This window comes from Stenotrophomonas sp. CFBP 13725 (assembly GCF_014841935.1).
GTDB lineage: Bacteria > Pseudomonadota > Gammaproteobacteria > Xanthomonadales > Xanthomonadaceae > Stenotrophomonas.
This window is the reverse complement of the sequence record NZ_JACYUV010000007.1, coordinates 20,677-45,115: the sequence shown is the minus strand read 5'-3', so window position 1 is coordinate 45,115 and position 24,439 is coordinate 20,677. Positions and strand designations below refer to the sequence as shown.

Annotated in this window: 19 protein-coding genes and 2 tRNA genes; 10 read left to right on the top strand and 11 right to left on the bottom strand. The window is 66.3% G+C overall.

What is annotated here, in order from left to right; all coding sequences use genetic code 11:
• The first annotated feature begins 71 nt into the window (after window positions 1-71).
• The 7 genes from IFT65_RS13200 (at window position 72) to proB (ending at window position 6,861) form a co-directional block, all read left to right on the top strand.
• Complete coding sequence (locus IFT65_RS13200; RefSeq protein ID WP_192081821.1) at window positions 72-1,160, top strand: acetylornithine deacetylase; 1,089 nt, start codon at window positions 72-74, stop codon at window positions 1,158-1,160.
• 73 nt (window positions 1,161-1,233) lie between these two features.
• On the top strand, window positions 1,234-2,562 hold the full coding sequence (locus IFT65_RS13195; protein WP_188326715.1) for an acetylglutamate kinase: 1,329 nt from the start codon (window positions 1,234-1,236) through the stop codon (window positions 2,560-2,562).
• Window positions 2,559-3,161, top strand: a complete 603-nt coding sequence (locus IFT65_RS13190) for a GNAT family protein (RefSeq protein ID WP_192081820.1) — start codon at window positions 2,559-2,561, stop codon at window positions 3,159-3,161. The genes IFT65_RS13195 and IFT65_RS13190 overlap by 4 nt, the downstream gene beginning before the upstream one ends.
• Window positions 3,158-4,114: an N-acetyl-gamma-glutamyl-phosphate reductase gene (argC, locus tag IFT65_RS13185; RefSeq protein ID WP_192081819.1), complete on the top strand. Its 957-nt coding sequence runs from the start codon at window positions 3,158-3,160 to the stop codon at window positions 4,112-4,114. The genes IFT65_RS13190 and argC overlap by 4 nt, the downstream gene beginning before the upstream one ends.
• A 41-nt stretch (window positions 4,115-4,155) precedes the next feature.
• On the top strand, window positions 4,156-5,451 hold the full coding sequence (argH, locus tag IFT65_RS13180) for an argininosuccinate lyase (protein WP_192081818.1): 1,296 nt from the start codon (window positions 4,156-4,158) through the stop codon (window positions 5,449-5,451).
• Window positions 5,451-5,714 (top strand): YciI family protein, encoded by a 264-nt coding sequence (locus tag IFT65_RS13175; protein WP_188326719.1) that lies wholly within the window; start codon window positions 5,451-5,453, stop codon window positions 5,712-5,714. Before argH ends, IFT65_RS13175 begins: the two co-directional genes overlap by 1 nt.
• Window positions 5,715-5,721: 7 nt before the next feature.
• Complete coding sequence (gene proB / locus IFT65_RS13170; protein WP_192081817.1) at window positions 5,722-6,861, top strand: glutamate 5-kinase; 1,140 nt, start codon at window positions 5,722-5,724, stop codon at window positions 6,859-6,861.
• A 44-nt stretch (window positions 6,862-6,905) separates the two neighbouring features.
• Here the strand turns inward: proB and IFT65_RS13165 are convergent, their stop codons facing one another.
• Window positions 6,906-8,342 carry a hypothetical protein gene (locus tag IFT65_RS13165; protein WP_192081816.1) on the bottom strand — a complete coding sequence of 479 codons (1,437 nt, stop codon included), beginning with the start codon at window positions 8,340-8,342 and terminating at the stop codon, window positions 6,906-6,908.
• Between the two features lie 319 nt (window positions 8,343-8,661).
• On the opposite strand from IFT65_RS13165, the gene IFT65_RS13160 reads away from it, so the two are divergent.
• Complete coding sequence (locus IFT65_RS13160; protein ID WP_192081815.1) at window positions 8,662-9,909, top strand: glutamate-5-semialdehyde dehydrogenase; 1,248 nt, start codon at window positions 8,662-8,664, stop codon at window positions 9,907-9,909.
• 236 nt (window positions 9,910-10,145) lie between these two features.
• On the opposite strand, the gene pgaD is transcribed toward IFT65_RS13160, so the two are convergent.
• The 10 genes from pgaD to IFT65_RS13110 form a co-directional block, all read right to left on the bottom strand.
• Complete coding sequence (pgaD, locus tag IFT65_RS13155) at window positions 10,146-10,640, bottom strand: poly-beta-1,6-N-acetyl-D-glucosamine biosynthesis protein PgaD (RefSeq protein WP_192081814.1); 495 nt, start codon at window positions 10,638-10,640, stop codon at window positions 10,146-10,148.
• Window positions 10,637-11,887, bottom strand: coding sequence for a poly-beta-1,6-N-acetyl-D-glucosamine synthase (pgaC, locus tag IFT65_RS13150; protein WP_192081813.1), 1,251 nt, complete (start codon window positions 11,885-11,887; stop codon window positions 10,637-10,639). The genes pgaD and pgaC overlap by 4 nt, the downstream gene beginning before the upstream one ends.
• Before the next feature lies 1 nt (window position 11,888).
• A complete protein-coding gene (pgaB, locus tag IFT65_RS13145) occupies window positions 11,889-13,781 on the bottom strand; it encodes a poly-beta-1,6-N-acetyl-D-glucosamine N-deacetylase PgaB (protein ID WP_192081812.1) in 1,893 nt (630 codons plus the stop codon).
• Window positions 13,782-13,788: 7 nt separating this feature from the next.
• Entirely contained in the window at window positions 13,789-15,825 is a 2,037-nt protein-coding gene (gene pgaA, locus IFT65_RS13140; RefSeq protein WP_192081811.1) for a poly-beta-1,6 N-acetyl-D-glucosamine export porin PgaA, read from the bottom strand.
• Window positions 15,826-16,056: 231 nt separating this feature from the next.
• Window positions 16,057-17,292 carry an MFS transporter gene (locus tag IFT65_RS13135; protein WP_192081810.1) on the bottom strand — a complete coding sequence of 412 codons (1,236 nt, stop codon included), beginning with the start codon at window positions 17,290-17,292 and terminating at the stop codon, window positions 16,057-16,059.
• A gap of 217 nt (window positions 17,293-17,509) precedes the next feature.
• A tRNA-Pro gene (locus tag IFT65_RS13130) sits at window positions 17,510-17,586 on the bottom strand.
• An 83-nt stretch (window positions 17,587-17,669) separates the two neighbouring features.
• A tRNA-Pro gene (locus tag IFT65_RS13125) sits at window positions 17,670-17,746 on the bottom strand.
• Between the two features lie 54 nt (window positions 17,747-17,800).
• Complete coding sequence (gene cydX / locus IFT65_RS13120; protein WP_188326728.1) at window positions 17,801-17,917, bottom strand: cytochrome bd-I oxidase subunit CydX; 117 nt, start codon at window positions 17,915-17,917, stop codon at window positions 17,801-17,803.
• Window positions 17,918-17,962: 45 nt separating this feature from the next.
• Complete coding sequence (gene cydB, locus IFT65_RS13115) at window positions 17,963-19,117, bottom strand: cytochrome d ubiquinol oxidase subunit II (protein ID WP_188326729.1); 1,155 nt, start codon at window positions 19,115-19,117, stop codon at window positions 17,963-17,965.
• Window positions 19,118-19,132: 15 nt separating this feature from the next.
• Window positions 19,133-20,719, bottom strand: coding sequence for a cytochrome ubiquinol oxidase subunit I (locus tag IFT65_RS13110; RefSeq protein WP_192081809.1), 1,587 nt, complete (start codon window positions 20,717-20,719; stop codon window positions 19,133-19,135).
• A gap of 192 nt (window positions 20,720-20,911) precedes the next feature.
• Here IFT65_RS13110 and cydD point away from each other — a divergent pair, with 192 nt between their 5' ends.
• Window positions 20,912-22,735, top strand: a complete 1,824-nt coding sequence (cydD, locus tag IFT65_RS13105; protein WP_192081808.1) for a thiol reductant ABC exporter subunit CydD — start codon at window positions 20,912-20,914, stop codon at window positions 22,733-22,735.
• On the top strand, window positions 22,732-24,438 hold the full coding sequence (gene cydC / locus IFT65_RS13100; RefSeq protein ID WP_192081807.1) for a thiol reductant ABC exporter subunit CydC: 1,707 nt from the start codon (window positions 22,732-22,734) through the stop codon (window positions 24,436-24,438). Before cydD ends, cydC begins: the two co-directional genes overlap by 4 nt.
• The last annotated feature ends 1 nt before the right edge of the window (window position 24,439 follow it).

The window sequence follows — 24,439 nt, the reverse complement described above, 5'->3', positions numbered from 1 at the left end:
CGGCAGTTGGCCGGCGGGTCTCGCTGACATCGTTGCCGGCCAGCGGCCGGCACTATTGGGATTGTTGATACATGTTGGAACAGACGCTCGATCACCTGCAGGCCCTGGTGTCTTTCGACACCCGCAATCCACCGCGCGCGATCACCGCGGGGGGGATCTTCGATTACCTGCGTGACCACCTGCCTGGCTTCCAGGTGGAGGTGATCGACCACGGCGACGGAGCGGTCAGCCTGTATGCGGTGCGCGGTACGCCGAAGTATCTGTTCAACGTGCATCTGGATACGGTGCCGGATTCGCCACACTGGAGTGCGGACCCGCACGTGATGCGGCGCCTGGACGATCGCGTGGTGGGGCTTGGTGTGTGTGACATCAAGGGTGCAGCGGCGGCGTTGGTGGCTGCGGCCAATGCCAGCGATGGCGATGCCGCGTTCCTGTTCTCCAGCGATGAAGAAGCCAATGATCCGCGCTGTATCGCGGCGTTCCTGGCGCGCGGCATTCCCTACGAAGCGGTACTGGTCGCCGAGCCGACCATGAGCGAGGCGGTGCTGGCCCACCGTGGTATCAGCTCGGTGCTGATGCAGTTTGCCGGCCGCGCCGGCCACGCATCGGGCAAGCAGGATGCGGCGGCCAGCGCGCTGCACCAGGCCATGCGCTGGGGCAACCGGGCGCTGGACCATGTGGAGTCGCTGTCGTCGGCGCGCTTCGGCGGATTGACGGGCCTGCGCTTCAACATCGGTCGCGTGGAAGGTGGGATCAAGGCCAACATGATCGCGCCGGCTGCGGAAGTGCGTTTCGGTTTCCGGCCGCTGCCGTCGATGGATATCGATGCCTTGCTGGCCACGTTTGCCGGGCTGGCCCAACCGGACGCGGCGCAGTTCACTGAGACCTTCCGTGGCCCCAGCCTGCCGGCCGGCGACATCGCCGATGCGGAGAACCGACGCCTTGCCGCGCGCGACGTGGCCGATGCACTGGACCTGCCGATCGGCAATGCGGTGGACTTCTGGACCGAAGCGTCGCTGTTCTCTGCAGGTGGCTACACCACGATGGTGTTCGGCCCGGGCGACATCGCCCAGGCACACACCGCCGACGAGTTCGTGACGCTGGAGCAACTGCAGCGTTACACCGATGCGGTGCACCGGATCATCAGCGCCGGCGCCTGAGTACTTCCACTGCCGTCGTGCCATTGGTACGGCGGACCTGCAACGCGGCCCAGCCGCCTGTGACGAAACCGAAATGTCCCCAGCCCTCCAGCCTCATCGCCAGACCCGCCAGACCATCGTCCGCCTGCTTTCCAGCATGGCCAGCGCGAAAGAGATCAGCCAGTACCTCAAGCGCTTCTCGCAGCTCGATGCCAAGCGCTTCGCCGTGGTCAAGGTCGGCGGTGCCGTGCTGCGCGATGACCTGGATGCGCTGACGTCTTCGCTGTCGTTCCTGCAGGAAGTCGGCCTGACGCCGATCGTGCTGCACGGCGCCGGCCCGCAGCTGGATGCCGAACTGGCCGCGGCCGGCATCGAGAAGCAGACCGTCAACGGCCTGCGGGTGACCTCGCCGGAGGCCTTGGCGATCGTGCGCCAGGTGTTCCAGCAGTCCAACCTGCGACTGGTCGAGGCGCTGCAGCAGAACGGTGCGCGCGCCACCTCGATCACCGGTGGCGTGTTTGAAGCGGAGTACATGGACCAGGACGTCTACGGTCTGGTCGGTGAAGTCCGCAAGGTCAACCTCGCCCCGATCGAGGCCAGCCTGCGGGCCGGGTCGATCCCGGTCATCACCAGCCTGGGCGAAACGCGCAGTGGGCAGATCCTCAACGTCAACGCGGACTTCGCGGCAAACGAGCTGGTGCAGGAGCTGCAGCCGTACAAGATCATTTTCCTGACAGGCACCGGCGGCCTGCTTGACGAGGACGGGAAGGTGATCGATTCGATCAACCTCTCCACCGAGTACGCCGACCTGATGACCCAGCCTTGGATCCACGGCGGCATGAAGGTGAAGATCGAACAGATCAAGGACCTGCTGGATCGTCTGCCGCTGGAGTCGTCGGTGTCGATCACCCGGCCGGCCGATCTGGCCAAGGAACTGTTCACCCATAAAGGATCGGGCACGCTGGTGCGCAAGGGCGAGAAGGTCCTGCGTGCCACCTCGTGGGACGAACTGGACCTGCCACGCCTGCGCGGCTTGATCGAATCCAGTTTTGGTCGCGTGCTGGTCGCGGATTACTTCGACAGGACCCGGCTGCTGCGTGCCTATGTCAGCGAGAACTACCGGGCGGCGGTGATCCTGACCGACGAAGCGGAAGGCGTGTATCTGGACAAGTTCGCCGTGCTCGATGATGCGCAGGGCGAGGGGCTGGGCCGTGCGGTCTGGAATGTCATGCTGGACGAGACGCCGCAGCTGTTCTGGCGGTCGCGCAACGGCAACCCGATCAACCACTTCTACTACGCCGAATCCGATGGCTGCTACAAGCAGGGCAGCTGGAAGACGTTCTGGTACGGTGCGGATGGCTTTGACCGCATCAGGGCGTATGTCGAGCATTGTGCGCAACGTGCGCCGAGCCTGCAGGGATGAGCAGCGCTGACCACTGGGTGCAGGTGCCCACGCTTCGCGGCCGCCATGTCAGCCTGGAACCGCTGCAGCCGTCGCATGTGCCGGGGCTGCAGCAGGCCGTGCAGGGCAGCGGGTTGGACCAGTTGTGGTTCACCCAGGTGCCAGCGCCGCCCGACGTGGCGGCGTACGTGGACGCAGCATTGCAGGCGCAGGCAGAAGGCCGCGTGCTGCCCTTCGTCATCTGTGACGCGGCCGGCGATATCGTCGGCAGCACCCGTTATTACGGGTTGGATGCCAGCGTTCCCACGCTGAGCATCGGCTATACCTGGCACGCGCCGCGCGTACAACGCACCGGCCTGAATACCGAAGCCAAGCTGCTGTTGCTGCAGCACGCGTTCGAGACGCTGGGCTGCCTGAGCGTGGTGTTCGAAACCAGCTGGTTCAACCACGCATCGCGTACGGCGATTGCGCGCCTGGGTGCCAAACAGGATGGCGTGCTGCGCAATCACCGGCGACATCCCGATGGCACGCCACGCGATACCGTCATCTTTTCCATCATCGATGCGGAATGGACAGGGGTGAAGCGCCACCTGCAGTTCCGCCTGGACAGCCACTCATGAATGACAGCACGACCTTCACCCTTGGCATTGTCGGCGCCCGCGGCCATACCGGCGCGGAGCTGATCAAGCTGGTCGCCGCTCATCCGCGGCTGGCGTTGGCCTTTGTCTCTTCGCGCGAGCGGGCAGGGCAGCGCCTGGCCGATCATCATCCGGAGATCGAAGGCGATCTACAGTACGAAAACCTGGACGCCGACGCGGTGGCCGGCAAGGGCGTGGACGCCGTGATCCTCGCCCTGCCCAATGGCCTGGCGGCGCCCTTCGTGGCCGCGCTTGAGGCGATCAAGCCGGACACGGTCATTGTGGATCTGTCGGCCGATTACCGCTTTGAGGGCAGCTGGTACTACGGCCTGCCTGAGCTCACCCGCAGCGGCTACAACGGCGAGAAGCACATCAGCAATCCGGGCTGCTACGCCACGGCGATGCAGCTGGCGATCCATCCGCTGCTCGACCTGCTGGCCGGCCCGCCGCAGTGTTTCGGCGTATCGGGATATTCCGGTGCCGGCACCACGCCTTCCGACAAGAACGATCCGGCCCTGCTGGCCGACAACCTGATGCCGTATGCACTCACCAACCATGTGCATGAGCGCGAAGTGTCCGCGCATTTGCGCGTGCCGGTGGAGTTCATGCCACATGTGGCGCCCCACTTCCGCGGCATCACCATGACCGTCAACCTGTGGCTCAACCAGCCGCAGACCCGCGAACAGATCGTGGCGCGCTTCACCGACGCCTATGCCGCCGAGCCCTTGATCGAGGTGGTGGATGAAGCGCCATGGGTCAGCCGCATCGCCGGCCGCCATGGCGTGCAGATCGGTGGCTTCACCCTGGCGCCGGGCGGCAAGCGGGTGGTGGTGGTGGCCACGCTGGACAACCTGCTGAAGGGCGCGGCCACCCAGGCCATGCAGAACCTCAACCTCGCGCTGGGCATCGACGAACTCACCTCGATCCCGCACTGACTGACATCGACAGGCGGCCGTGGCCGCCGATGGAGCACAACATGGCAGACCTTCTGTGGCAGAAGCCGGGCGTCGCGGTCGACGCAAAGATCCAGACCTTCCTTGCCGGCGATGACGTGATCCTCGATCGCGAATTCTTCCTGCACGACATCGCCGCCAGTGCGGCGCACGCGCAGGGACTGCAGCACATCGGCATCCTCAGCGCGGACGAGCTGGCCGGTCTGCAACGCGAGCTGGAGGTACTGGCCGACGATTTCCGCAGTGGACGCTTCGTGCTGGACGAGCAGTACGAAGATGGTCATTCGGCCATCGAAGCGCGCCTCACCGAGCGCTTGGGCGACGCAGGCCGCCGGATACACACCGGCCGCAGCCGCAACGATCAGGTGCTGGTGGCCACGCGCCTCTGGCTGAAGGAAAAACTGCTGCGCGTGTCCCAGCTGAGCGCGGAGATCGCCAAGGTGGCGCTGGACCGTGCAGAGGCGGAGAAAGACCTGCCGATTCCCGGCTACACCCATATCCAGCGCGCAGTCGTCTCGTCGGCTGGCATGTGGTGGGCGGGCTGGGCCGAAGCCTTCATCGACAACGCCATCCGCGCCCGCGACACGCATGCGCTGGTGGATGCCAATCCGCTCGGTACCGCAGCCGGCTACGGCGTCAACCTGCCGCTGGACCGGGCGCACACCACGGAGGCGCTGGGCTTTGCGCGCATGCAGATCTCGCCGATCTACGCGCAGCTGTCGCGTGGCAAGTTCGAGATGGCCGCCCTGGAAGCACTGGGCAGCGCCACCCTGGACCTGCGCCGCATCGCCTGGGACCTGTCGCTGTTCACCAGCGCCGAGTTCGGTTTCGTCGCACTGCCTGCGCAGTACACCACCGGCAGTTCGATCATGCCCAACAAGCGCAATCCGGATGTCATCGAGCTGATGCGCGCCACCCATGCCAGCGTGGCCGCCGCGCGTACCGAGATCGAGCAGCTGCTGTCGCTGCCGTCGGGTTACCACCGTGACCTGCAGGGCTCCAAGGGGGCGATTTTCCATGGCTTCGGCCGCGGACTCGCTGCGCTGGAGCTGCTGCCCGCCTTGCTGGCCAATCTGGAATGGCGCAACGACAAGTTGCTGGCGGGCATTGATTCGGGCATGTATGCCACCGACGTGGCGGTGGAGGCAGCGGTGGCCGGTGTGCCGTTCCGCGAAGCCTACAAGGCCGCCGCTGCAGGCGCCGACAGCGCAGGGCAGGGGCGGACACCGGAAGGCAGCCTGGCCGCGCGCGTCTCGCCCGGTGCGGCGGCGGACCTGCAGCTGGATGCCCTGCGCGCGCGCTGGCAGGCGCTGGGCTGATGGCCGGCACCCTGTATCTGGTCGTGGCCCTGCGCCGACCTGATTTCGACGCGCAGGCCATACCGCCGCATGTGGCGTTCCTGGACGCGTTGCGTGACGCGGGGCAACTGCAGCTCACCGGCGGATTCAGTGACAGCAGCGGCGGTGCCTACGTGTTGTGCAATGTGGGCAGCCTGGAGGAAGCGCGCGCCATCGTCGCGCGCGATCCGCTGGTCACGATGGAGACGTCGGACCTGACCGTGCACGAGTGGATCACCCGATGAGCCGCTCATGAGTACATCGCCCTTCGTCGAGCAGCCCCTGCCCCCTTGGCGACGCGCGGTGTTGAAAGTCGGCAGCAGCCTGCTTGCTGCCGATGGTGGCGGGTTGTCGCCGCGCTACGCATTGGGGCTTGCGCAGTTCGTGTCTGCCCACGTGCTGGCAGGTCGAGAGGTGGTCATCGTGTCGTCCGGTGCGGTAGCGGCCGGTCGCGCCATCCTGCCGAAGGTAGAGGCCGCCGGTGCCGCGATGGCCGCCCGCCAGGCACTCGCCGCACTCGGCCAGGCGCAGCTGATCGGCCTGTGGCAGCGGTTCTTCGAACGTCCGGTTGCGCAGGTCCTGCTCACCCACGATGACCTGCGCAATCGGCGTCGCTATCTCAATGCCCGTGCCACGCTGACTGAACTGCTGCGGCTCGGTGCGCTGCCGGTGGTCAACGAAAACGACACCGTGTCGGTGGATGAGCTCAAGCTTGGCGACAACGACAACCTGGCGGCGACCGTCGCCGCGCTGGTCGACGCCGATGTGCTGTTCATCGCGACCGATATCGATGGCCTGTACAGCGCCGACCCGCGCCGCGACCCGGGCGCTCGCCCCATCACCGACGTGCGCGAGATCACCGCCGAGGTGCTGGCGATGGCCGGTGGCAGCGGCAGCAGTGCGGGCACCGGTGGCATGCACACCAAGCTGGAGGCCGCCGCCAAGGCGGCACGGCTGGGCATCGAAACCATTCTGTTCAACGGTCGCGATGGCGATGTGGTGCGTGCCCTTGCGCAGGGCCGGCTGCACGGTACACGCCTGCATGCGTCGCAGAGCCGCGAGGCGGCACGCAAGTACTGGTTGCGCCACGCGCCGGTCGAGCCCGGGGTGATCTGGATCGACGACGGTGCGGCACAGGCCATGCGGGCAAAAGGCGCGTCGCTGTTACCCGGTGGTATCACGGGCGCCGATGGCGATTTCCGCCGGGGTGACATGGTGGAGATACGCAGCCGCTGCGAAGGCGCCGCGTCCCGCGTCGCGCGCGGCGTCAGCCAGTATGCGGCCAGCGATGTCAGGCGTATCGCTGGCCGCCACTCGCGCGATATCGAAACTGCGCTGGGATACAACTACGGTGGCAGCGTGGTCCATCGTGATGACCTGGTCCTGCTCTGATCGCATTGCGGCCTGCCACGCGATGGCACATGCGCCGGGTCAGGTCACGTGTCGTCAGGACCTGGGACGTCTTCGACCAGGAAGGTGCGACGCGTCTGCTCCCGCTTGTGGTTGGCTGCGGCAGATCGCGCGATCACGGTGTGTATGCCGGGTGCAAAGGGACCCAGTACGACCTTCCAGGCGTGCTCCTTGTCCGGCGTGACCCGCTGCTTCACGCCATCGGGCAGTTCGATATCGAACTTCAGTGCTGCAAAGCCGCTGAATTCCACGCTGGGTCCGGTGACGGCGCCTTCCTCTGGCGACGTGATGACGGGCGGTTGCAGTTCTACCGTGTAATCACGAATCAGGGGATCACCTGGGCAGCGGAGATAGAGTCTGCCCATCCGGAAGGGCGGCGGCGGGGGAGGCGGTGCCACGTGTTCGAACCGCCAGCGCAGATCCTCGCCCACCGTTGCCAGGTCGGTCCAAGGCTCCTCGCCGCGCACGCTGTACTGGATCGTGTCCCCTTGCTCGCCGCGTCCTTCGGCAACGGCACCGGCGCGGGTCACCAGTCCGCTTTCGTCAACGATTGGTCCGGCGAACAGGTGGGTGACATCCCACACGGGAAAAGACTCCACGTCCACACTGCGTCGCAGGGCCTCACCCGTGTCCGGGGTTTCCACGAACACGTCCACCAGACCCGGCGTGTCTGAACGCGCCTCGGGCACTTCCCACGCCCCTCCGGGACCCGCCCGCGTGACAGCGACCGGACCGCCGCCCACTGACACCTCTACCCGCGTCTTCGGCCTGGCGGTACCGGTGACGCGGGTGAGCCGGCTTATCTTCCTTCCTTCTTCGGGAAACAACAGCCGCAGGGGAATGGCGGGTGCCTTGGCCACCACCACCTGCACAGAGACCCTGGGTGAATCTGGAAGGGGTCCACCAAGGCACTGGGCGCTGGCCGTGTACGTGCCTGGGGCTGCGTCGATGATGGCGCGCCATGTCCCATCTTTCCCTGCCTCAACCTTGCTGGACGTCTTGTCCAGACGCACCAGTACTTCTCCGTAAGGCAGCGCCCTGCCGGTGCATATGACGTTCAAGCCGCCATCTCGTGCAGAGAATTCCGTGGGGGCTGGCACTGCGGGCAGCACGATATCCACGTAGTTGCTGACGCGTACCGGATCTTCCCGATTCCAGGCGGCGAAGAACCGCATGGTCGTTGCCGTGTGCCGAATGGCGTGAGCCCACCATACGCGCGTCCCGAAGGGCCGCTGGTGCATTTCAGCGTTATCTTTGGTGCTGCTGTGTCGGAAGAAGCCTCCCGATTCGTCTTCACTCCACAGCTGGTAGCCGTCCACGTGGGCTACGTTTGCCTTGGCAGTGATTTTGAAGTCGATCGCGGCATTGCCCTCGGGCGCCACCGTGACCGAATCAATGGTCAGTTCAATCTGGAAATCCGGGTTGGGGGCAGAGGGGGTGTCTGTAACGGGTCTGGTCGTCATCGGTCGTTCCTCTTGGCCTCGTCAGGCAGACAGGTTCTGCCGGTTGCGAGGCTCGTCTGCAAGATTGCATGCACAAAGGCGCTGCGCATTCGATTGAGCCGGTGGCGGAAACAAATGACCATCCGAGAACGTTGGCATCGGATCAGGCAGCAACCAGGCAGGCCGGAAGCGAACGTCACGGTTGCGGGCAAGGCACGCGGATTGACGCGGTAAGCCTTCGCTATACTCGACGCCAGTGTATGCCTACCTCAGTCTTCAGCAGGTTCTGCCATGACGCCGTCGCCCTTTTGCCTTTTCTGCTCTTCTGCGGGGTTCAACCATGTCAGGAATTGAACAGCAGGCACGTGCCTGCCGCAGTGCCGCCACCGTGGTGGCTGGCTTGGATGCGGGTCAGCGTGCGGCCCTGCTGCAGGCGATGGCTGCCGCGCTGGAGAGTCACGCCGGACAGATTCTTGCCGCCAATGCGCGCGACGTCGCGGCGGCACGCGCGAGGGACATTGGCAGTGCGATGCTGGACCGGCTGGCGCTGGATCCTCCGCGTCTGTTCGCCATGGCCGAGGCGCTGCGTGAAGTGGCGGGACTGCCTGATCCGGTCGGTCAGGTCACCCGCGACGAGGTGCGTCCCAACGGTATCCGCGTGCAGAAGGTACGCGTCCCGCTGGGGGTGATTGCGATGATCTACGAAGCGCGCCCCAACGTCACGGCGGAAGCAGCGGCGTTGTGCCTGAAAGCGGGTAACGGTGTGATCCTGCGCGGCGGGTCCGAAGCGATCCATTCCAATACCGCGATTGCTGCGGCCTTGGGCAGCGCCCTGCGCGGGCAGGGAATACCCGAGGCGGCAGTCACCGTGCTGACCGACCTGCGTCGGGAAGCGATGCTGGAACTGCTGCAGTTGCACGAGCTGATCGATCTGGCCATCCCGCGGGGCGGCGAGGGCCTGATCCGCTTCGTCGCCGAACACGCGCGCGTGCCGGTGATCAAGCACTACAAGGGCGTGTGTCATCTCTTCGTGGATGCCAGTGCGGACGTGGCGCAGGCCGTCGAGCTGCTGGTCGACGGGAAGTGCAGCCGGCCCTCCGCGTGCAATTCGCTGGAGACGCTGCTGGTCCACCGCGATATCGCCGATGTGTTCCTGCCGTTGGCCGGCAAGGCGCTGACCGAACGGGGTGTCCAGCTGCGTGCCGACGTGGCGTCGCAGGCGTTGCTGCCAGGCAGCGTGGCGGCGACGGAAGATGACTATGCTGCGGAGTTCCTGGACCTGGTGATTGCGGTCAAGGTAGTCGATGACGTGGACGCGGCCATCGGACATATCCGGCGATTCACCTCCGATCACACGGAAGTCATCGCGACCCGCGACGCCGCGCACGCCGAGCGCTTCATCACGGCATTGCGGTCGGCGGTGGTGATGGTCAATGCGTCGTCGCGGTTCTCGGACGGCGGCCAGCTGGGGCTGGGCAGCGAGATCGGCATCTCCACCACACGCCTGCATGCGTATGGCCCGATGGGCCTTGAGTCGCTGACCGTGGAGCGCTTCGTCGTGCGTGGCGAAGGGCAGGTCCGCGCGTAGGCGCTGCCGGCTGCGCTCACCACGCCGCGCTGCGCGCTCGCCGAGCACGGCTCGGCGCTACCCCGGCATCGGTGGTCCGTGTAGCTCCTCGATGCGGTAGAGCCGACTTCAGTCGGCTGATGTTGGCGCAGTCGGCTGCGCTCACCACGCCGCGCTGCGCGCTCGCCGAGCATGGCTCGGCGCTACCCCGGCATGCGGCCCAGCCCGGAAATCCGCCATGCCCGCAGCAGGGCGCGTCAGGTGGCCTGCAACGGGGTGACCGGCAGCTGCTGCTCGGTCAAACCCACCGGTCGTGCGTCGTCATCCATGTGCAGCATCACGGCTTTGGCGCCCGCCAACTGACGGGCAAGCGCATCGGTGGCGCCGAGGTCACGGGCGATGTCCGCATGCGCTACATCGATGCGCGGCGCACGCCGCTCCTTGCCCGAAAAGCGGAAGCGATTGTATTCCGCCCACACGATCAGCAGCGCCGCGCAGCCCACCAGCAATACCGGCAGTGCGATGATCAGGAAAGGATCCAGCTGCTGCTTGCGCTCGTACAGCTGCACCCAGGCCAGGCGCCCCCCCACCAGCCAGGAAATCAGCGTCAGCACCGGCGCCCATAGATAGAAATAAAAGGCCCAGAACGCGAGGGTGACGAATCCCCACGCGGTGCGTTGCAGACGGGGTTGCTGGCGCGGCTTCTGGATCAGGCGCGAGTCGAAACGGCGGGACGGCTTGTTGGCGTTCATCGTATTCCCCGGTCCGGGCTGACCCAGGTGGCGCGCCTGCGGCCCCGCTTGAGCAGGGTTTTCGGGAAGGCCACCAGGGTGGTGAACAGGCTGATCAACCAGTACGCCATCGGGTACCAGATCACCCAGAAATAATTGCGGCCGATGTGGGTTTCGTAACGACGGTCGATGATCAGGCTGCTGGCGAACTGCAACAGGCAGACCAGCGCGAGGATCACGCCATGCCACTGCGGCAGCAGCGTCTGGATGTACAGCGACGGCGGCAGTTCGACGAACTTGCCGAGCGCCCAGAGCACGATGATGAGCAGCATCACGTAGGCCCACAGCACGCTGAAGATGTACTCCACCAGCACGCCCCACATGCGTCGCTTGCGCCAGTCGAACAGGCTGGCGCCGTGCCGCAGCAGGACTTCCACGCCGCCTTGTGCCCAGCGCAGGCGCTGCTTCCACAGGCCGCCGAGGGTTTCCGGCATCAGGATGAAGCCCAACGCATTGGGCTCATAGCGGATGTCCCAGTGATCCAGCTGCAGGCGCCAGCTGATGTCGATGTCCTCGGTCACCATGTCATCGGCCCAGTAGCCGATGCGGTGCAGGGCGGTGCGTCGGAACCCGGCGATGACCCCGGAGATGGTGAAGATGCGGCCATAGACGCGCTGCGCGCGCTTGATCATGCCGATGATCGAGGAGAACTCGGCGACCTGCAGGCGGCCAAGCAGGGTGGAGCGGTTGCGGATGCGTGGGTTGCCGGTCACCGCACCCACGCGGGGACCACTGTTCAGGTGCCAGACCATCCAGTGCATGGCGTGCTCTTCGAGCATGGCATCGCCGTCGATGCAGATCAGGTACTCCGACTGCGCCGCCAGCGCACCCATGCGCAGTGCGTTGGCCTTGCCCAGGTTGCGGTCCAGGTGCACCACACGCAGTCGCGGGTGTACGGCGGCCAGTGCATCGAGCCGTGCGCCGGTAGCGTCGCTGCTACCGTCGTTGATCGCGATGACTTCGAAATCCGGGTAACGCTGAGCGAGGGCCGCGCCGATGGTGTCGTCCAGGTTGTCCGATTCGTTGTGGCATGGAATCAGCAACGAGGCGAACGGATACTCCGCCATCGGCGGCGGATCATCGCGGTCGCGTGATTTCCGCTCGCGGCGGAAGAAGTAATAGAGCCCCCCGGACATCCAGAAGAACGCCATCACCATCGGGTAGAAGAAGGCGAACTGGAACAGGTAGTAGACCAGGGTGTGTTCCATGTCACCGCTCCGGATAGGGGAAGTTGCGTGCGGACATGGCGGCCCGGGCGTCAGCAGTGGATGGCTTGTCGGCGATGAAGTCATCCGGGTACCACGCCAGGTGACGCACTCCCTGCGCCTGCAGGCGACGCACCTGGGCACGCAGGCGCTCGCCCGGAATAGGCGTCTGCGTGCGCCAGTCCACCGTCTGCAGCTCGAACAGCGTGTGCTTCAGCTCGGGGTCGTGCTCACGCACCGCCGCCACCAGCCGGTCCAGCCAGTGCTCGGGATCTTTGCTTCCCTCCATCCACGGCATCGCCATCAGCGCGGTGCGATCGTAGGCGGCATTGAACAGGTCAAGGCGTTGTGCGAACCAGGCGGCGCTCTGCGGTTCCAGCACCGGCTGGGCATACAGGTTGCGCACGGTGGCCAGCTTGGGCCGCCAGCGCTCCGCACGGTCGCGCAGGGCCAGGGTGAAATCGATCAGCGCCTGGGTACGGTTGCCGTCCGCGCCTTCCTGGTCGAGCGCGGTGAGCTCGGTATCGCGCACGTACGCATCGTCATGGAACAACAAGCCTTCGAAGTACGAATTGATCGCCAGGTCTTCGTAGAGGTCCAGGATGATCTGGCGCGCGGCGGGCTGGGTGAAGTCCATCCGGTACATGCCATCCTTTTCCGGGCTGGCAATGCCCAGCGCCTGCCTCTGTGCGGGGTCGGGCAGCTCGAACCCCAGCACCGGCAGCCACGCATACACCTTCACCCCTGCGCGTGTTTTCAGCTGCCACGCCACCCGGTTGAACAGGTCCGCGCGCATCGGCAGGTGGCGGTTGGGAAAGTACAGCGCATCGGCGGTGTTGTTACCGTCGGGGTCTGCAAAGGCCTGCAGGTAGACGTGGGTCGGGCCGATCTTCTTGACCCGGTCGATGAGCACGTCGAGGTTGCGTGCCAGCTGCGCTGGATCGGCGTCATACACCGCGTCCATGTCGATCTGCAGGGCCCGGGTGCCATCCAGGTTGGTATTGCGACGCAGCTCGAACGCCAGCCCGGTGACGTTGGGATTGCCGGTCACCAGCAGGCGCGCAAGTCCGTGCAGATCGCGCGTGATCGGCGTGCTGCGGCCTTCCAGGTCGAACGACACCGGCATGCCCAGCTGCTCGGCGATCGTGTTGCTGAGCTGGTTGTAGGCCGCATACGGCCAGACGATGGCCTGCGGGCGCACGCCCAGGTGCTTCTCGATGAGATCGGCGCTGCGTGACAGGTCATCGCGCAGGCGCTTCTCGTACGCGTCGGCGGTCTCATAGGTCCCGCTGGCCGGATCGTAGGCACGGGTGATCACCGCCGGGGTCGAGTTGCCCTGTGGGTTGGACTGCACGCCGTGATGCTGGTTGTCGGTATGACTGGCCAGCTCGATCAGGCCACTGTCTTTCATCTCACGCAGCTGGTCCCAGGTGAGGAAGTCATCGCGGCCGAACGGGCGGTAGCCGTAATCGATCGTGCGATCAGGCGCCATGTCCACGTAGTCGGTGATCACGGCCACCAGGGCGGGATAGTTGTAGGCGCGCAGCAACGGGTAGACCTTGCTGTACACGCTGCGCAGGCCATCATCGAAGGTCAGCAGTACCGGCCGCGTCGGCAGCGCAGCTTCCCCACGCGATGCCTTGACCAGCTGGCTGAGCGACACCGGGTGATACCCGTGCGCAGACAGCCAGTCCAGGTGCGCGGCAAAGTTCTGCGTACTCACCGCGTACGCATCCGGGTCGCCCTTGGCGGCGACGTCGTCGCGCACATCGTGGTAGCTCAGGACCAGCAGGCCATTGCCGGCCGCATCCAGTTCCGTGCGTTGCTGCGCCTGCAGCGGCGCGCACAGCGCCAGCAACAGCAGCATCATCAATATCGACAGTCGCTTCGTGATCATCCGCATCTCATTCTCCCCAGCGCAGGCCGGCTTCCAAGCCGACATGCTGCTCGCGTTGGCCGTCATACACCGGGCGCGACCAGCGCACGCCGTACTCGAAAATCCGACCCGCACCGATCTGCCATTCGTGGCGATACTCGGCCGACGGGACCAGGGCGCTGCCGAAGCCTTCCTGCCAGTAGTCGCCGACCGACACGGTCAGCCGATGGCGGAAATGCTTCTCGTAGTGGCGCCACAACTGCTGGTCGATGCGCAGTCCGATTTCCACCGAGCGATCGCGCGCGGGGTTGAAGTAGGGCACATCGTCACGACTGCCACGGCTGGCATACAGGCTGCCCCGGCCGTCGACCAGCACGGTGGGCGTACTGACCAGACGCTGCACCACCGACGTGTTGACGGTATCGCGTCGATTGCCGTCGTCGTAACGGAACTGGCTGGCACCCATGCTCCATTGGGTGCGCTCGTTGCGGGTGTAATCGGCGGTGAGCGCGACGCTGTCGGCGGTGATGCCTGACACACGGGCCTGCATCGATGCATCGGCGTCGTTGCGCGCTGCGCTGACACCTGCATGCCATTGGTCGCTGAACTGCCAGCCCAGGCCGCCGCGCAGCCCGGTATCGCCGAGCTGATCATTGGGGTGCACCACCGTCAGCTCGCCATCGAGTCGATCGAAGCGGTAGTTGACACCCGCGCCGAACCACCACGGATTGATGCGCTGGTCCTGGAAATCCACCGAACGTCGGTCAGCGAAGGCGAGCACGCGCCAGCGGTCCGCGATGATCGGCGAAGCCGCCTGCACGCGGTAGCTGCCATCGTCGTTGCCCAGCGGCGACGCACCGCCTCCGCCACTGCTGCGTCCCACCTCGGCGTTGGCCTGCAGCTGCCAGCCGCGGTGGGCACGCCACGCGCGGTCCATCCGCTGTACCGACGGCTGGTTCGGATAGCGTGCCAACAGGTCGTCGTGCAACGGGCGCGCCAGATCATCGCGCTGCAGCGCGATATGCGATTCGAACATGCCGATGCGGGGGGAAACATCGCGCGGGTCCAGCGTGTAAGCCATCTGGTGGCGCTCCATGGCCCGACGAGGCCAGCCGCGCATCTGGTAGACGCCGCCTAGCGCGGTCTGCAGGCCACCATTGCCCGGACCGATGGCAACCATCTGCTGCAGCTCGCTCTGTGCCGTCGGCAGGTCGTTGCTGTAGGCGCGGATCATCGCCAGGTTGAGGTCTGCTTCATAGCGCGCCCAGTTCGCGTAGGGTGCACGTGCATTCGGACCCCATCGCCACACGGGTTCTTCTTTCTGCCAGCGCTGTAGATAGTCGATGGCGGTCGTTGCCTGTTCGGTTTCCAGGTAGGCGTAAGCGAGCTCGGATCGCGCCTGGAAGCGCGACGGATCGTTCTTCACCGCGCGCTCCAGCACCGGAATGGCTTCTTCCGGATGCTGGGTGGCCATCAGCGAATCGCCGACGGCCGGCAGCACGTAGTCCGGCAGTTCGATGCCATCGGCGATCAGGGCGTGGTACTCCTCGCGCAGCTGTGCATGGCGTGACAGACGGTTCAACAGGATCAGGCGATCCAGCCGGATGCGCTGCGGGGCCTGCGCCAACGGCGTGCCACCGCGCTGCAGGTAGCGCTCCATCAACGCCAGTGTGTCTTCGGCTTCGTCCAGCCGGGTGTCTTCGCTTTCGCCATAGGCCAGGCTCCAGCCCACCAGGCGGGCCAGGTAATCCGCTTCGAAGCGTTGCTTCTGGCCTTCATCGAACAGCGTCGGACGCGCCTGGTACAGCTGCCACGCACGGCTGGCGTTGCCGATGTCGCCCAGCGTCAGCACCTTCAACTTGTAGAGCAGATCATCGTCCGGCGTGGACGCCTGCGCGCGCTCGATGGCCGCCAAGGCATCCAGCCAGTGTGCCTGGTCGCGATGGCGGCTGATCTCGGCCATCTGTTCGGCATGGCGGGGTGGCGCGGTGGCAGCCTGTGACCCCGACGCAAGGACGAGGCAGGCCAGGCCGACGCAGTGCGCCAGCGGACGGTGGAAAGACATGGGACCCCCAATAGCGACGTTCTGGTGTTGCGTTCAGCGCAAAGTGTGACGCACATCATGTGCCAGCAGCGTGCATGCCCGGGCAAAGTACCGTGGGCAGGCCATGTCGATCCTCTCTGTGAGCACGCGCCTCCCCGACAACCCGGTCTGGAAGCGCGCGCAGGGTCACTAGCTGACGCAGTCCGTCACCTGCGATGGATCATGCTGGCCTGGCGGCCATCCCGGTGTCCATCAAACGGGCGACGGACCCCACAGGTCTTCCAGTTTGCGTGGCTTGCAGGCGAACCACGATGCGCAGAGCATCACCAGCGCACAGCAGAACAGGAAGCCGAACGGCACCGTCCAGTTGCCGCTGAGGTCATGCAGCCAGCCGACCACGAACGGGCCCAGGCAGCTGAAGCTGTAGCCGACGCCCTGCATGAATCCGGACAGGGCGGCCGAGCCGGTGGGGGTGCGCGTGCGCAGGTTGATCAGCGTCAGTGCGAGCGGGAACGTGGACGGCCCCACGCCAAGCAGGCAGGCCCACAGCAACGGCGCCTTCATGGGGGCGAGCAGCAGCCCGGCGAACGCGATGGTGAATGCACTGAAGCCGATCAGCACCAGCGGAAACGGATTCTGCATGCGTACCGCCAAGGAGGGAATCACCAGCGACGGCAGCAGGCCCAGGGCGGAAAACATGGCGACCATCAGCCCGCCAAAGGCAGGCGTCGCACCGGCTTCGACGACGATGCGCGGCAGCCAGGTGAACATCGAGTAGGTCATCAGCGAGGTCATGCCGAACATCAGCGTCATGCCCCAGCCCAGCGACGTGCGGGAGACCTTGCCATGGGGTTGCGCGGACGGATCCGGCGCGTCGTTGATCGTGTCGTGCCGTGGCGTGCGCCGGACCAGCATCAGCCACGGCAGCATGGCGGCCAGCGCCAGCAGCGCCCACATGCCCAGCGACACCCGCCAGCCGGCCGCGTTGGCCACCGGCACCGCCAGCAACGCCGGCAGCATCGTGCCCAGTTGCAGCACGCTGATGTACAGCGTACTCATGGCGCCGACCTTGTTGGCGAAGTAGCGCTTCACCAACGGGGGCACCACGACGTTGCCGATGCCCATGCCCGCCAGGGCGATGATCGAACCGGCCAGCAGGCTGCCCACGCCGACGGCACTGGAGCGCAGCAGAAGACCGACGGCGGCCAGGGCCATCGCCAGCAGGGTGGCGCGCTCCAGCCCGATCCGCCGCGCCAGCATCGGCGTACACACACCAAACAAGGCGAACGACGCGGTGGGCAACATGCCCAGCACGCCGGTCATGGTCGTGCCGAAGCCGAAGGCGTTGCCGAGTACGTCCAGCAGCGGAGTGACCGAGGTCACGGCGGTACGCAGGTTGACCGCCGCCAGCAGGACAGCAGCGAATACCAGCGCGCGCCCGTGCAACAGCGAAGGCGCGGGGGACAGCGGAGAGGAGGCGGGGGTCATCATGGATCCTTGCCGGCGGCGCGTGGCAGCGACCGGATGCAGCAGCGGCACCGGGCAGAGGCCGGTGCGGCAGGTGGGGGAGGGCCTCATTGTACGTCGACCGGTCGCCCCCCGCCGATCCTGGCCCGGCGAGCGCGTTGGCGGCTCGATGTCAGGACGGCAGACATGAAAAAGCCCGGAAGACCGTCGTCTTCCAGGCTTTGTCACGACCAACAAGTGGTCGGGGAGACAGGATTCGAACCTGCGACCTCTACGTCCCGAACGTAGCGCTCTACCAGACTGAGCTACACCCCGAAGGGTAGCCGCCTATCATATCGATTTCCGCGAAGGGCGGCAAGGGAAATCGTTTTTTCCTTCGGTCGTTCCGATCACCTGAGTGGTCGGGGAGACAGGATTCGAACCTGCGACCTCTACGTCCCGAACGTAGCGCTCTACCAGACTGAGCTACACCCCGAAGGAGCCGCCTAAGATACCGTGTGAAGGCCAAGGCGGCAACACTTTTGTTACATCAATTGCCGTCTCGATCGTCGATGCTGCCCGACTCACGCGCTTCGAACCACATGCCGTTGAGGATGGCGACGACCGAGGCCAGACCGGTGCCAAGAATCCAGGCGAAATACCACATGGTGTGCTCCTAGGTAGGTGCCGGCCCGCAGGCCGGCAGGGTCAGTCAATACGCGTTGGGGTTGTCGCCCATTTCTTCGGCGCTGGTCTTGCCTTTCATCACCCGGTAGACCCAGGTGGTGTAGGCCAGGATGATCGGCAGGAAGATCGCCGTGGCGACCAGCATGATGCCCAGGGTGAGATGACTGGACGAGCTGTCCCAGACGGTCAGGCTGGAGCCCGGCTGGCTGGAGGAAGGCAGCAGGAACGGGAAGATCGCAAAGCCGACGGTCAGGATGATGCCGGTGATCGATGCGCCCGAGGCGAGGAAGGCCAGCCCGCCGCGGCGAGCGCGCAGCAGTGCTGCACTGGCCAGTGCACCCGCCAGGCCGATGATCGGTGCGAGCAGGGTGGCGGGCATGCTGCCGTAGTTGCGCAGCCACCCCCCGGCTTCGGCCCCCACGGCCGCGGTTTTCAGCAGTGGATTGGTCGGCCCATCGGTGACCACCTGCGAGGTGATCTCATAGCCGGGCAGGCCGAACGCAACCCAGACACCGGCCAGAGCGAACAGGACGAAGGTCAGCAGCGCCGCGACGCTGCCGTAACGGGCCGCGCGCTCGGCGACCGGACCGTCTGTCTTGAGCACCAGCATCGCCGCCCCGTGCGAGACCACCATCGCCACGCTCACCAGGCCGGCCACCAGGGCGAACGGGTTGAGCAGGCCGATCAAGGTGCCGGTGTAGAAGATGCGCATGCTGTCATCGAAGTGGAAGGGCACGCCGAGCAGCACGTTGCCCACCGCCACGCCGGCGATCAGTGCCGGCAGCAGGCCGCCGACGAACAGCGCACGGTCCCAGTTTTCGCGCCAGCGCTTGCCCGGCATCTTGCTGCGGTACTTGAAGGCGACCGGGCGCAGGATCAGCCCGAACAGCATCAGGAACACCGCGAGGTAGAAGCCGGAAAAGCTGACCGCATACAGCGGCGGCCAAGCGGCGAAGATCGCGCCGCCACCGAGCACCAGCCACACCTGGTTGCCTTCCCACACGGGGCCGACGGTGTTGATCACCAGCCGACGTTCGTCATCGGTCCTGGCCACGAAGGGCAGCAGCGTGCCGACGCCGAGGTCGAAGCCATCCATCACGGCCCAGCCGATCAGCAGGATGCCCAGCAGCAGCCACCAGATGATGCGCAGGGTGGTGTAATCAAGTCCAAGGATTTCCATTCGGGTTCTCCTGCCTTATGCCTGGCCTGGGGCCGGGTGGGCGGTATGGGAAACGGACGCACGCGGCGCCTGCAGGGAGGGCAGGATCTCGTCAGGTCCCTTTCTGATCGCCTTCAGCATCAGCTTGACCTCGATCACCAGCAGCACCGTGTAAAGCAGGGTGAACACGGCCAGGGTGGTCAGGATCTCGTGCAGGGCCAGGCCCGATGCGGCGTAGAACGTGGGCAGCACACCATCGACGGCCCAGGGCTGGCGGCCGTACTCGGCGACGAACCAGCCACACTCGATGGCGATCCACGGCGCCGGCAGCGACCACACGGCCAGTGTCAGGAACCAGCGTTTATCCTGGAAGTTGTTGCGGCAGGAGTAGTAGAACGCGAGCGCAAAGAACGCGATCAGATAGAAGCCCAGCCCGGCCATGATGCGGAAGGTCCAGAACAGCGGGGCAACCCGCGGCACGGTATCCATCGCCGCCTTGGCGATCTCGTCCGGGGTGGCGTTGCCGATGTCGTCGCGATAGCGCTTCAGCAGCAGGCCATGCCCAAGGTCCTGCCAGTGGCGATCGAATACCTCGCGTGCTTCCAGGTCGTTCTTGTCGGCGCGCACCCGTTGCAGGGCGCCGTAGGCGATCTGTCCGCCGCGGATGCGGTGCTCGGCACGCTCCACCAGCTCCAGGATGCCCGGGATCGGCTGGTCCAGCGAGCGGGTGGCGATCAGGCCCATCAGGTACGGGATTTTGATCGCGTAGTCGTTTTCCTGCGTGGCCTGGTTGGGGATGCCGAAGGCAGTGAAGTCGGCCGGCGCACGCTCGGTCTCCCACATCGCTTCGATCGCGGCCAGTTTCATCTTCTGGTGTTCACTGGCGGCGTAACCACTTTCATCCCCCAGCACCACCACCGACAGCGAGGACAGCAGGCCGAAGGCGGCGGCAACGGCGAACGAGCGCCGCGCCATGTCCTTGTGCTTGTTGCGCAGCAGGTAGAATGCGCTGATGGACATCACGAAGATCGCGCCGGTCACATAGCCGGCACTGACGGTGTGCACGAACTTGGCCTGCGCCACCGGATTGAGCAGCACGGCGGCGAAATCCACCACTTCCATGCGCATCGTTTCTGGATTGAAGATGGCGCCGGTCGGGTTCTGCATCCAGCCGTTGGCGATCAGGATCCACACAGCCGACAGGTTGGTGCCCAGTGCCATCAGCCAGGTCACGGTGAGGTGCTTGACCGGGGTCAGGCGCTTCCAGCCGAAGAAGAACAGGCCGATGAAGGTCGCCTCCAGGAAGAACGCCATCAAGCCTTCGATGGCCAGGGGCGCACCGAAGATATCACCGACGTAATGGCTGTAGTAGGACCAGTTCATGCCGAACTGGAACTCCATCACCAGGCCGGTGGCCACGCCGATGGCGAAGTTGATGCCGAACAGCGTGCCCCAGAACAGGGTCATCTGCCGCCAGACCGGCTTGCGGGTCATGACGTACACGCTTTCCATGATGGCCACCAGGAACGACAGGCCAAGGGTCAGGGGGACGAAGAGGAAGTGATACATCGCGGTCAGGGCGAACTGCAGCCGCGACAGTTCTACGACTGTCGAATCGATCATGGCCTGGCTACCTCGTGGGATAAAGCCGTGTGGGGTGCGGGAAGGTGGGTCTACGTGGAGTGATGATGTGACCGACGACTTCGAACAGCCTTGATTCAGATCAATGTGCGGATGGATCCCCGGGCCGATCGTATGCCAACACCGCAGGCGATGCGACCGACTGCCGCAGTACCGTCGCGACCACGGCCTACAATGCGCCCAGCTACCGAGGCCAGCGCCCCGCAGGGGGCCGACCCCGGCTTCTTCTTCCCAGCCCAGAATCCAGTGAGCCAGGCCATCGACAACGAACAGCAGCAGGCGCAGCAGCACCAGCGCGAGACCGCACAGCGCAAGGATCGCCAGCAGTGGCTGGAGGGGCTGGCAACGGCAGCGGCGGGCAAGCGGCGGCTTGCGGCGGTGTCGATCAGCCTGTCGGGCATCCTGCTGGTCGCGCAGGCCGCCGCCATCGCCTGGCTGGTCCAGCACGTGCTGTTCGAGCGGGCGCCCCTGGCGGACGGCATGGGGGTGCTGGCCGGCCTGGGCGGGGTACTGCTGCTGCGCACCCTGCTGGGCAGCGTGACCCAGGCCGCTGCGGGGGAGGTCGCCGATGCGGCACGCCTCGCGCTGCGCGAGCGCGCCTACGCCAGCGTGCTGGGCAAGGGGCCGCTCTGGCTGCGGCAGCAGCGCAGCGGCGAGCTGGGTGAGGTGATGCTGGCCCATGCCGATGCCATCGAGAACTACTTCAGCGGATTCCAGCCGGTGCGCATCGAAGTGGTCGTCGTGCCGCTGGTCATCGCGCTGGCCGTCGCCTGGGTGGACTGGGTGGTGGCGGTCATCTTCATCGCCACCGCGCCGCTGGTGCCGTTCTTCATGATGCTGGTGGGCTGGGGCGCGGAGGCGGCAGGGCGCGCGCAGTTGGGCGAGCTGGCGCGCATGAGCGGCCACTTCGCCGACCGCATCAAAGGCCTGGGTCTGCTGCGCCTGTACGGGCGTGGGCAAGCTGAGCTGGATGGCGTGGCGGCCGCTGCGGAGGGGGTGCGCGAGCGCACCATGAAGGTGCTGCGCATCGCGTTCCTGTCGTCCACGGTGCTGGAGTTCTTTGCTTCGGTCAGCGTGGCCATGGTGGCGCTGTACCTGGGCCTCAGCTACCTGGGGATGATGTCCCTGCACGCACAGGTCCCCACCTTGGGAGCGGGCCTGTTCTGCCTGCTGTTGGCGCCGGAATTCTATGCGCCGCTGCGGCGGCTGGCAGCGCACTACCACGATCGCGCCAACGCGTTGGCCGCCGCCGCCGAGATCGAGCGTCTGCTCGGCGGATTGCCGGCAGCGGCCACCGCGCCCGCCGCGCCGCGGGCCACGGTGGTGGCCACCGAGCCGCTGCTGTTGCACGCGCCGCCTCTGCAGGCCCGCGCGTTGGTGCTGCGGCCCTTGGGTGCCGCTCACGATGTTGTGCGCGACATCAGCTTCCAGCTGGAACAGAACCAGCGACTGGCCCTGGTCGGGCCCAGTGGCAGCGGCAAGAGCACCCTGCTGGAGGCACTGGCAGGCTGGCTGCCGCCACGCGGGGGCAGTGTCATCCTGCGCCCGGGTATCGAGGTCGGCTACGCCGGGCAACGGCCCTACCTGTTCCACGGCAGCATCGCCGACAACCTGCGCCTGGCCGATCCCACCGCCAGCATGGCGACGCTGCGCCAGGTGGCGGACGCGGCGCAGGTGCTGGCCTTCGCCGACCGCTTGCCGGCCGGTATGGACACGGTGATCGGAGAGCGCGGATTCGGCTTGTCGGGGGGTGAAGCACGTCGCATCGGCCTGGCCCGGTTGCTGCTGCGCAATCCCGGCATCCTGCTGCTGGACGAACCTACCGCGTTCCTTGATCCGCGTACCGAGGCCGCACTGCTGCATGCACTGGCTATATTCGCCCGCGGCCGCAGCGTGATCGTCGCGACCCACAGCCCGGTCGTGATGGCATGGGCAGACAGCACGCTGGTGCTTCCTCAGGGAAAGCTGCACGAAGGCGCGCCCGAGGTGCCGGCATGAGCGCCGCGCAGCGCGACACGCTGCGGGCGGTGTTCCGCCGGCACACACCGCGGCTGCTGCTGACCGTGCTGCTGTTGTGGACCACCATGCTGGCAGGCAGTGCCCTGCTGGGGCTGTCCGGCGGCTTCCTCACCGCGGCGGCGCTGGCCGGTGCCGCTGGACTGGGCAGTGGCTTCAATTTCTTTTCGCCCTCGGCCGGCATCCGCGGCCTGACCATGGCGCGCATCGCATCGCGTTACTTCGAAAAGCTGGTGGGACACGACGTCACCCTGCGCATCGCACGCGATGCGCGCGTGTGGTTCTTCCGCCGCGCACTGCCCTTGGCACCGGCGCGGCTGGGCACGACACGCACGGCCGAACTACTGGCCCGGCTGCTCGGCGACATCGCCGAGGTGGATGGACTGTGGGTGCGCGCGCTTGGCCCGCTGCTGGCATTGGCGGCACTCAGCGGGGTGGCGATGGCATCGGCGTGGCTGATCCTGCCCAGCGCTGCTGCACTGCTGGCCGCGATGAGCGTGCTGGTTGGCCTGGGCGTGCCGTGGCTGGGCGTGCGTGGGCGCGATGAGGAAGAGCGTGATCGCGCCCAGCATCGGGCGCAGCTGCGCAATCTTTCTTTTGAAGGCATCGAGGGCGCTGCCGATCTGACCGCGCTGGGCGCGGTGGATCACTGGCAGGGCCGGGTGGAGGTCGCGGCGCGGCAACTGCGCGCGCGGGATCGGCGGCGACGCTGGCGGCTGCTGGGGGCGACCACCCTGCATGGCGTAGTGACCGGTGGTGGGTTGCTGGCCATGCTGGCGCTGGTGCTGTCGGCCCATGAGCACGGACGGCTGGATGCACCACTGGCCGCCGGTCTGCTGTTCCTGACCGTGGCGATGATCGAGCTGTGGGCCGGCCTCGGCCTGGCGTGGCAGTCGCTGCAGTCAGGCCAGGTCGCCGTCGCGCGCCTGCAGTCCATCGTTGACCAGCCGCCGATGGTCGATGAGCCTGCCGCGCCTGTTGCGATGCCCGACGTACCCGCCGTAGTGCAGTGGGAAGGCGTTTCGTTCGGCTGGGAGCACGGCGGTCGCACGCTGTTGGAAGGGATCGATCTGACCTTGGAGCCTGGCCGTCGGATCGCCATCCGCGGCGACAGCGGGAGCGGCAAGACCACGCTGTCCAGCCTGCTGCTGCGTCTCTATGACCCAGGTGCGGGCCGCATCACCCATGGTGGCGTTGACCTGCGTGCGTATGCGCAGGAAGACTGGCACCGGCAACTGGCCTGGCTGCCCCAGCATGCCCCGGTGTTTGCCGGCAGCGTCGCCGACAACCTTCTGCTGGGTAATCCCCACGCCAGCGATGCGGTGCTGTGGGCAATGCTGGAGCGGGTCCGGCTGGGGGAGTGGGCGCGTGCCGTCGGCGGACTGGACGGCTGGGTCGGCGAAAACGGCGCCACGCTGTCGGCCGGGCAGGCGCGTCGGCTGGCGCTGGCGCGCGCGCTGCTGCGCGGGGCGCCGATCCTGGTGCTGGACGAGCCGACCGAAGGGCTGGACGTGGACACCGCCCACGCGCTGCTGCGTGATCTGCCGGCATTGCTGGAGGGGCGCAGCCTGATGTTGATCACCCACGACGAATTGCCTGATGGCGTGGTCGATGTTGTGTATCGCGTGCAGGGCGGTCGGATCGCGGAGGAGTCGTTACAAACCGCGAGCAACACGGCCCCTTAGC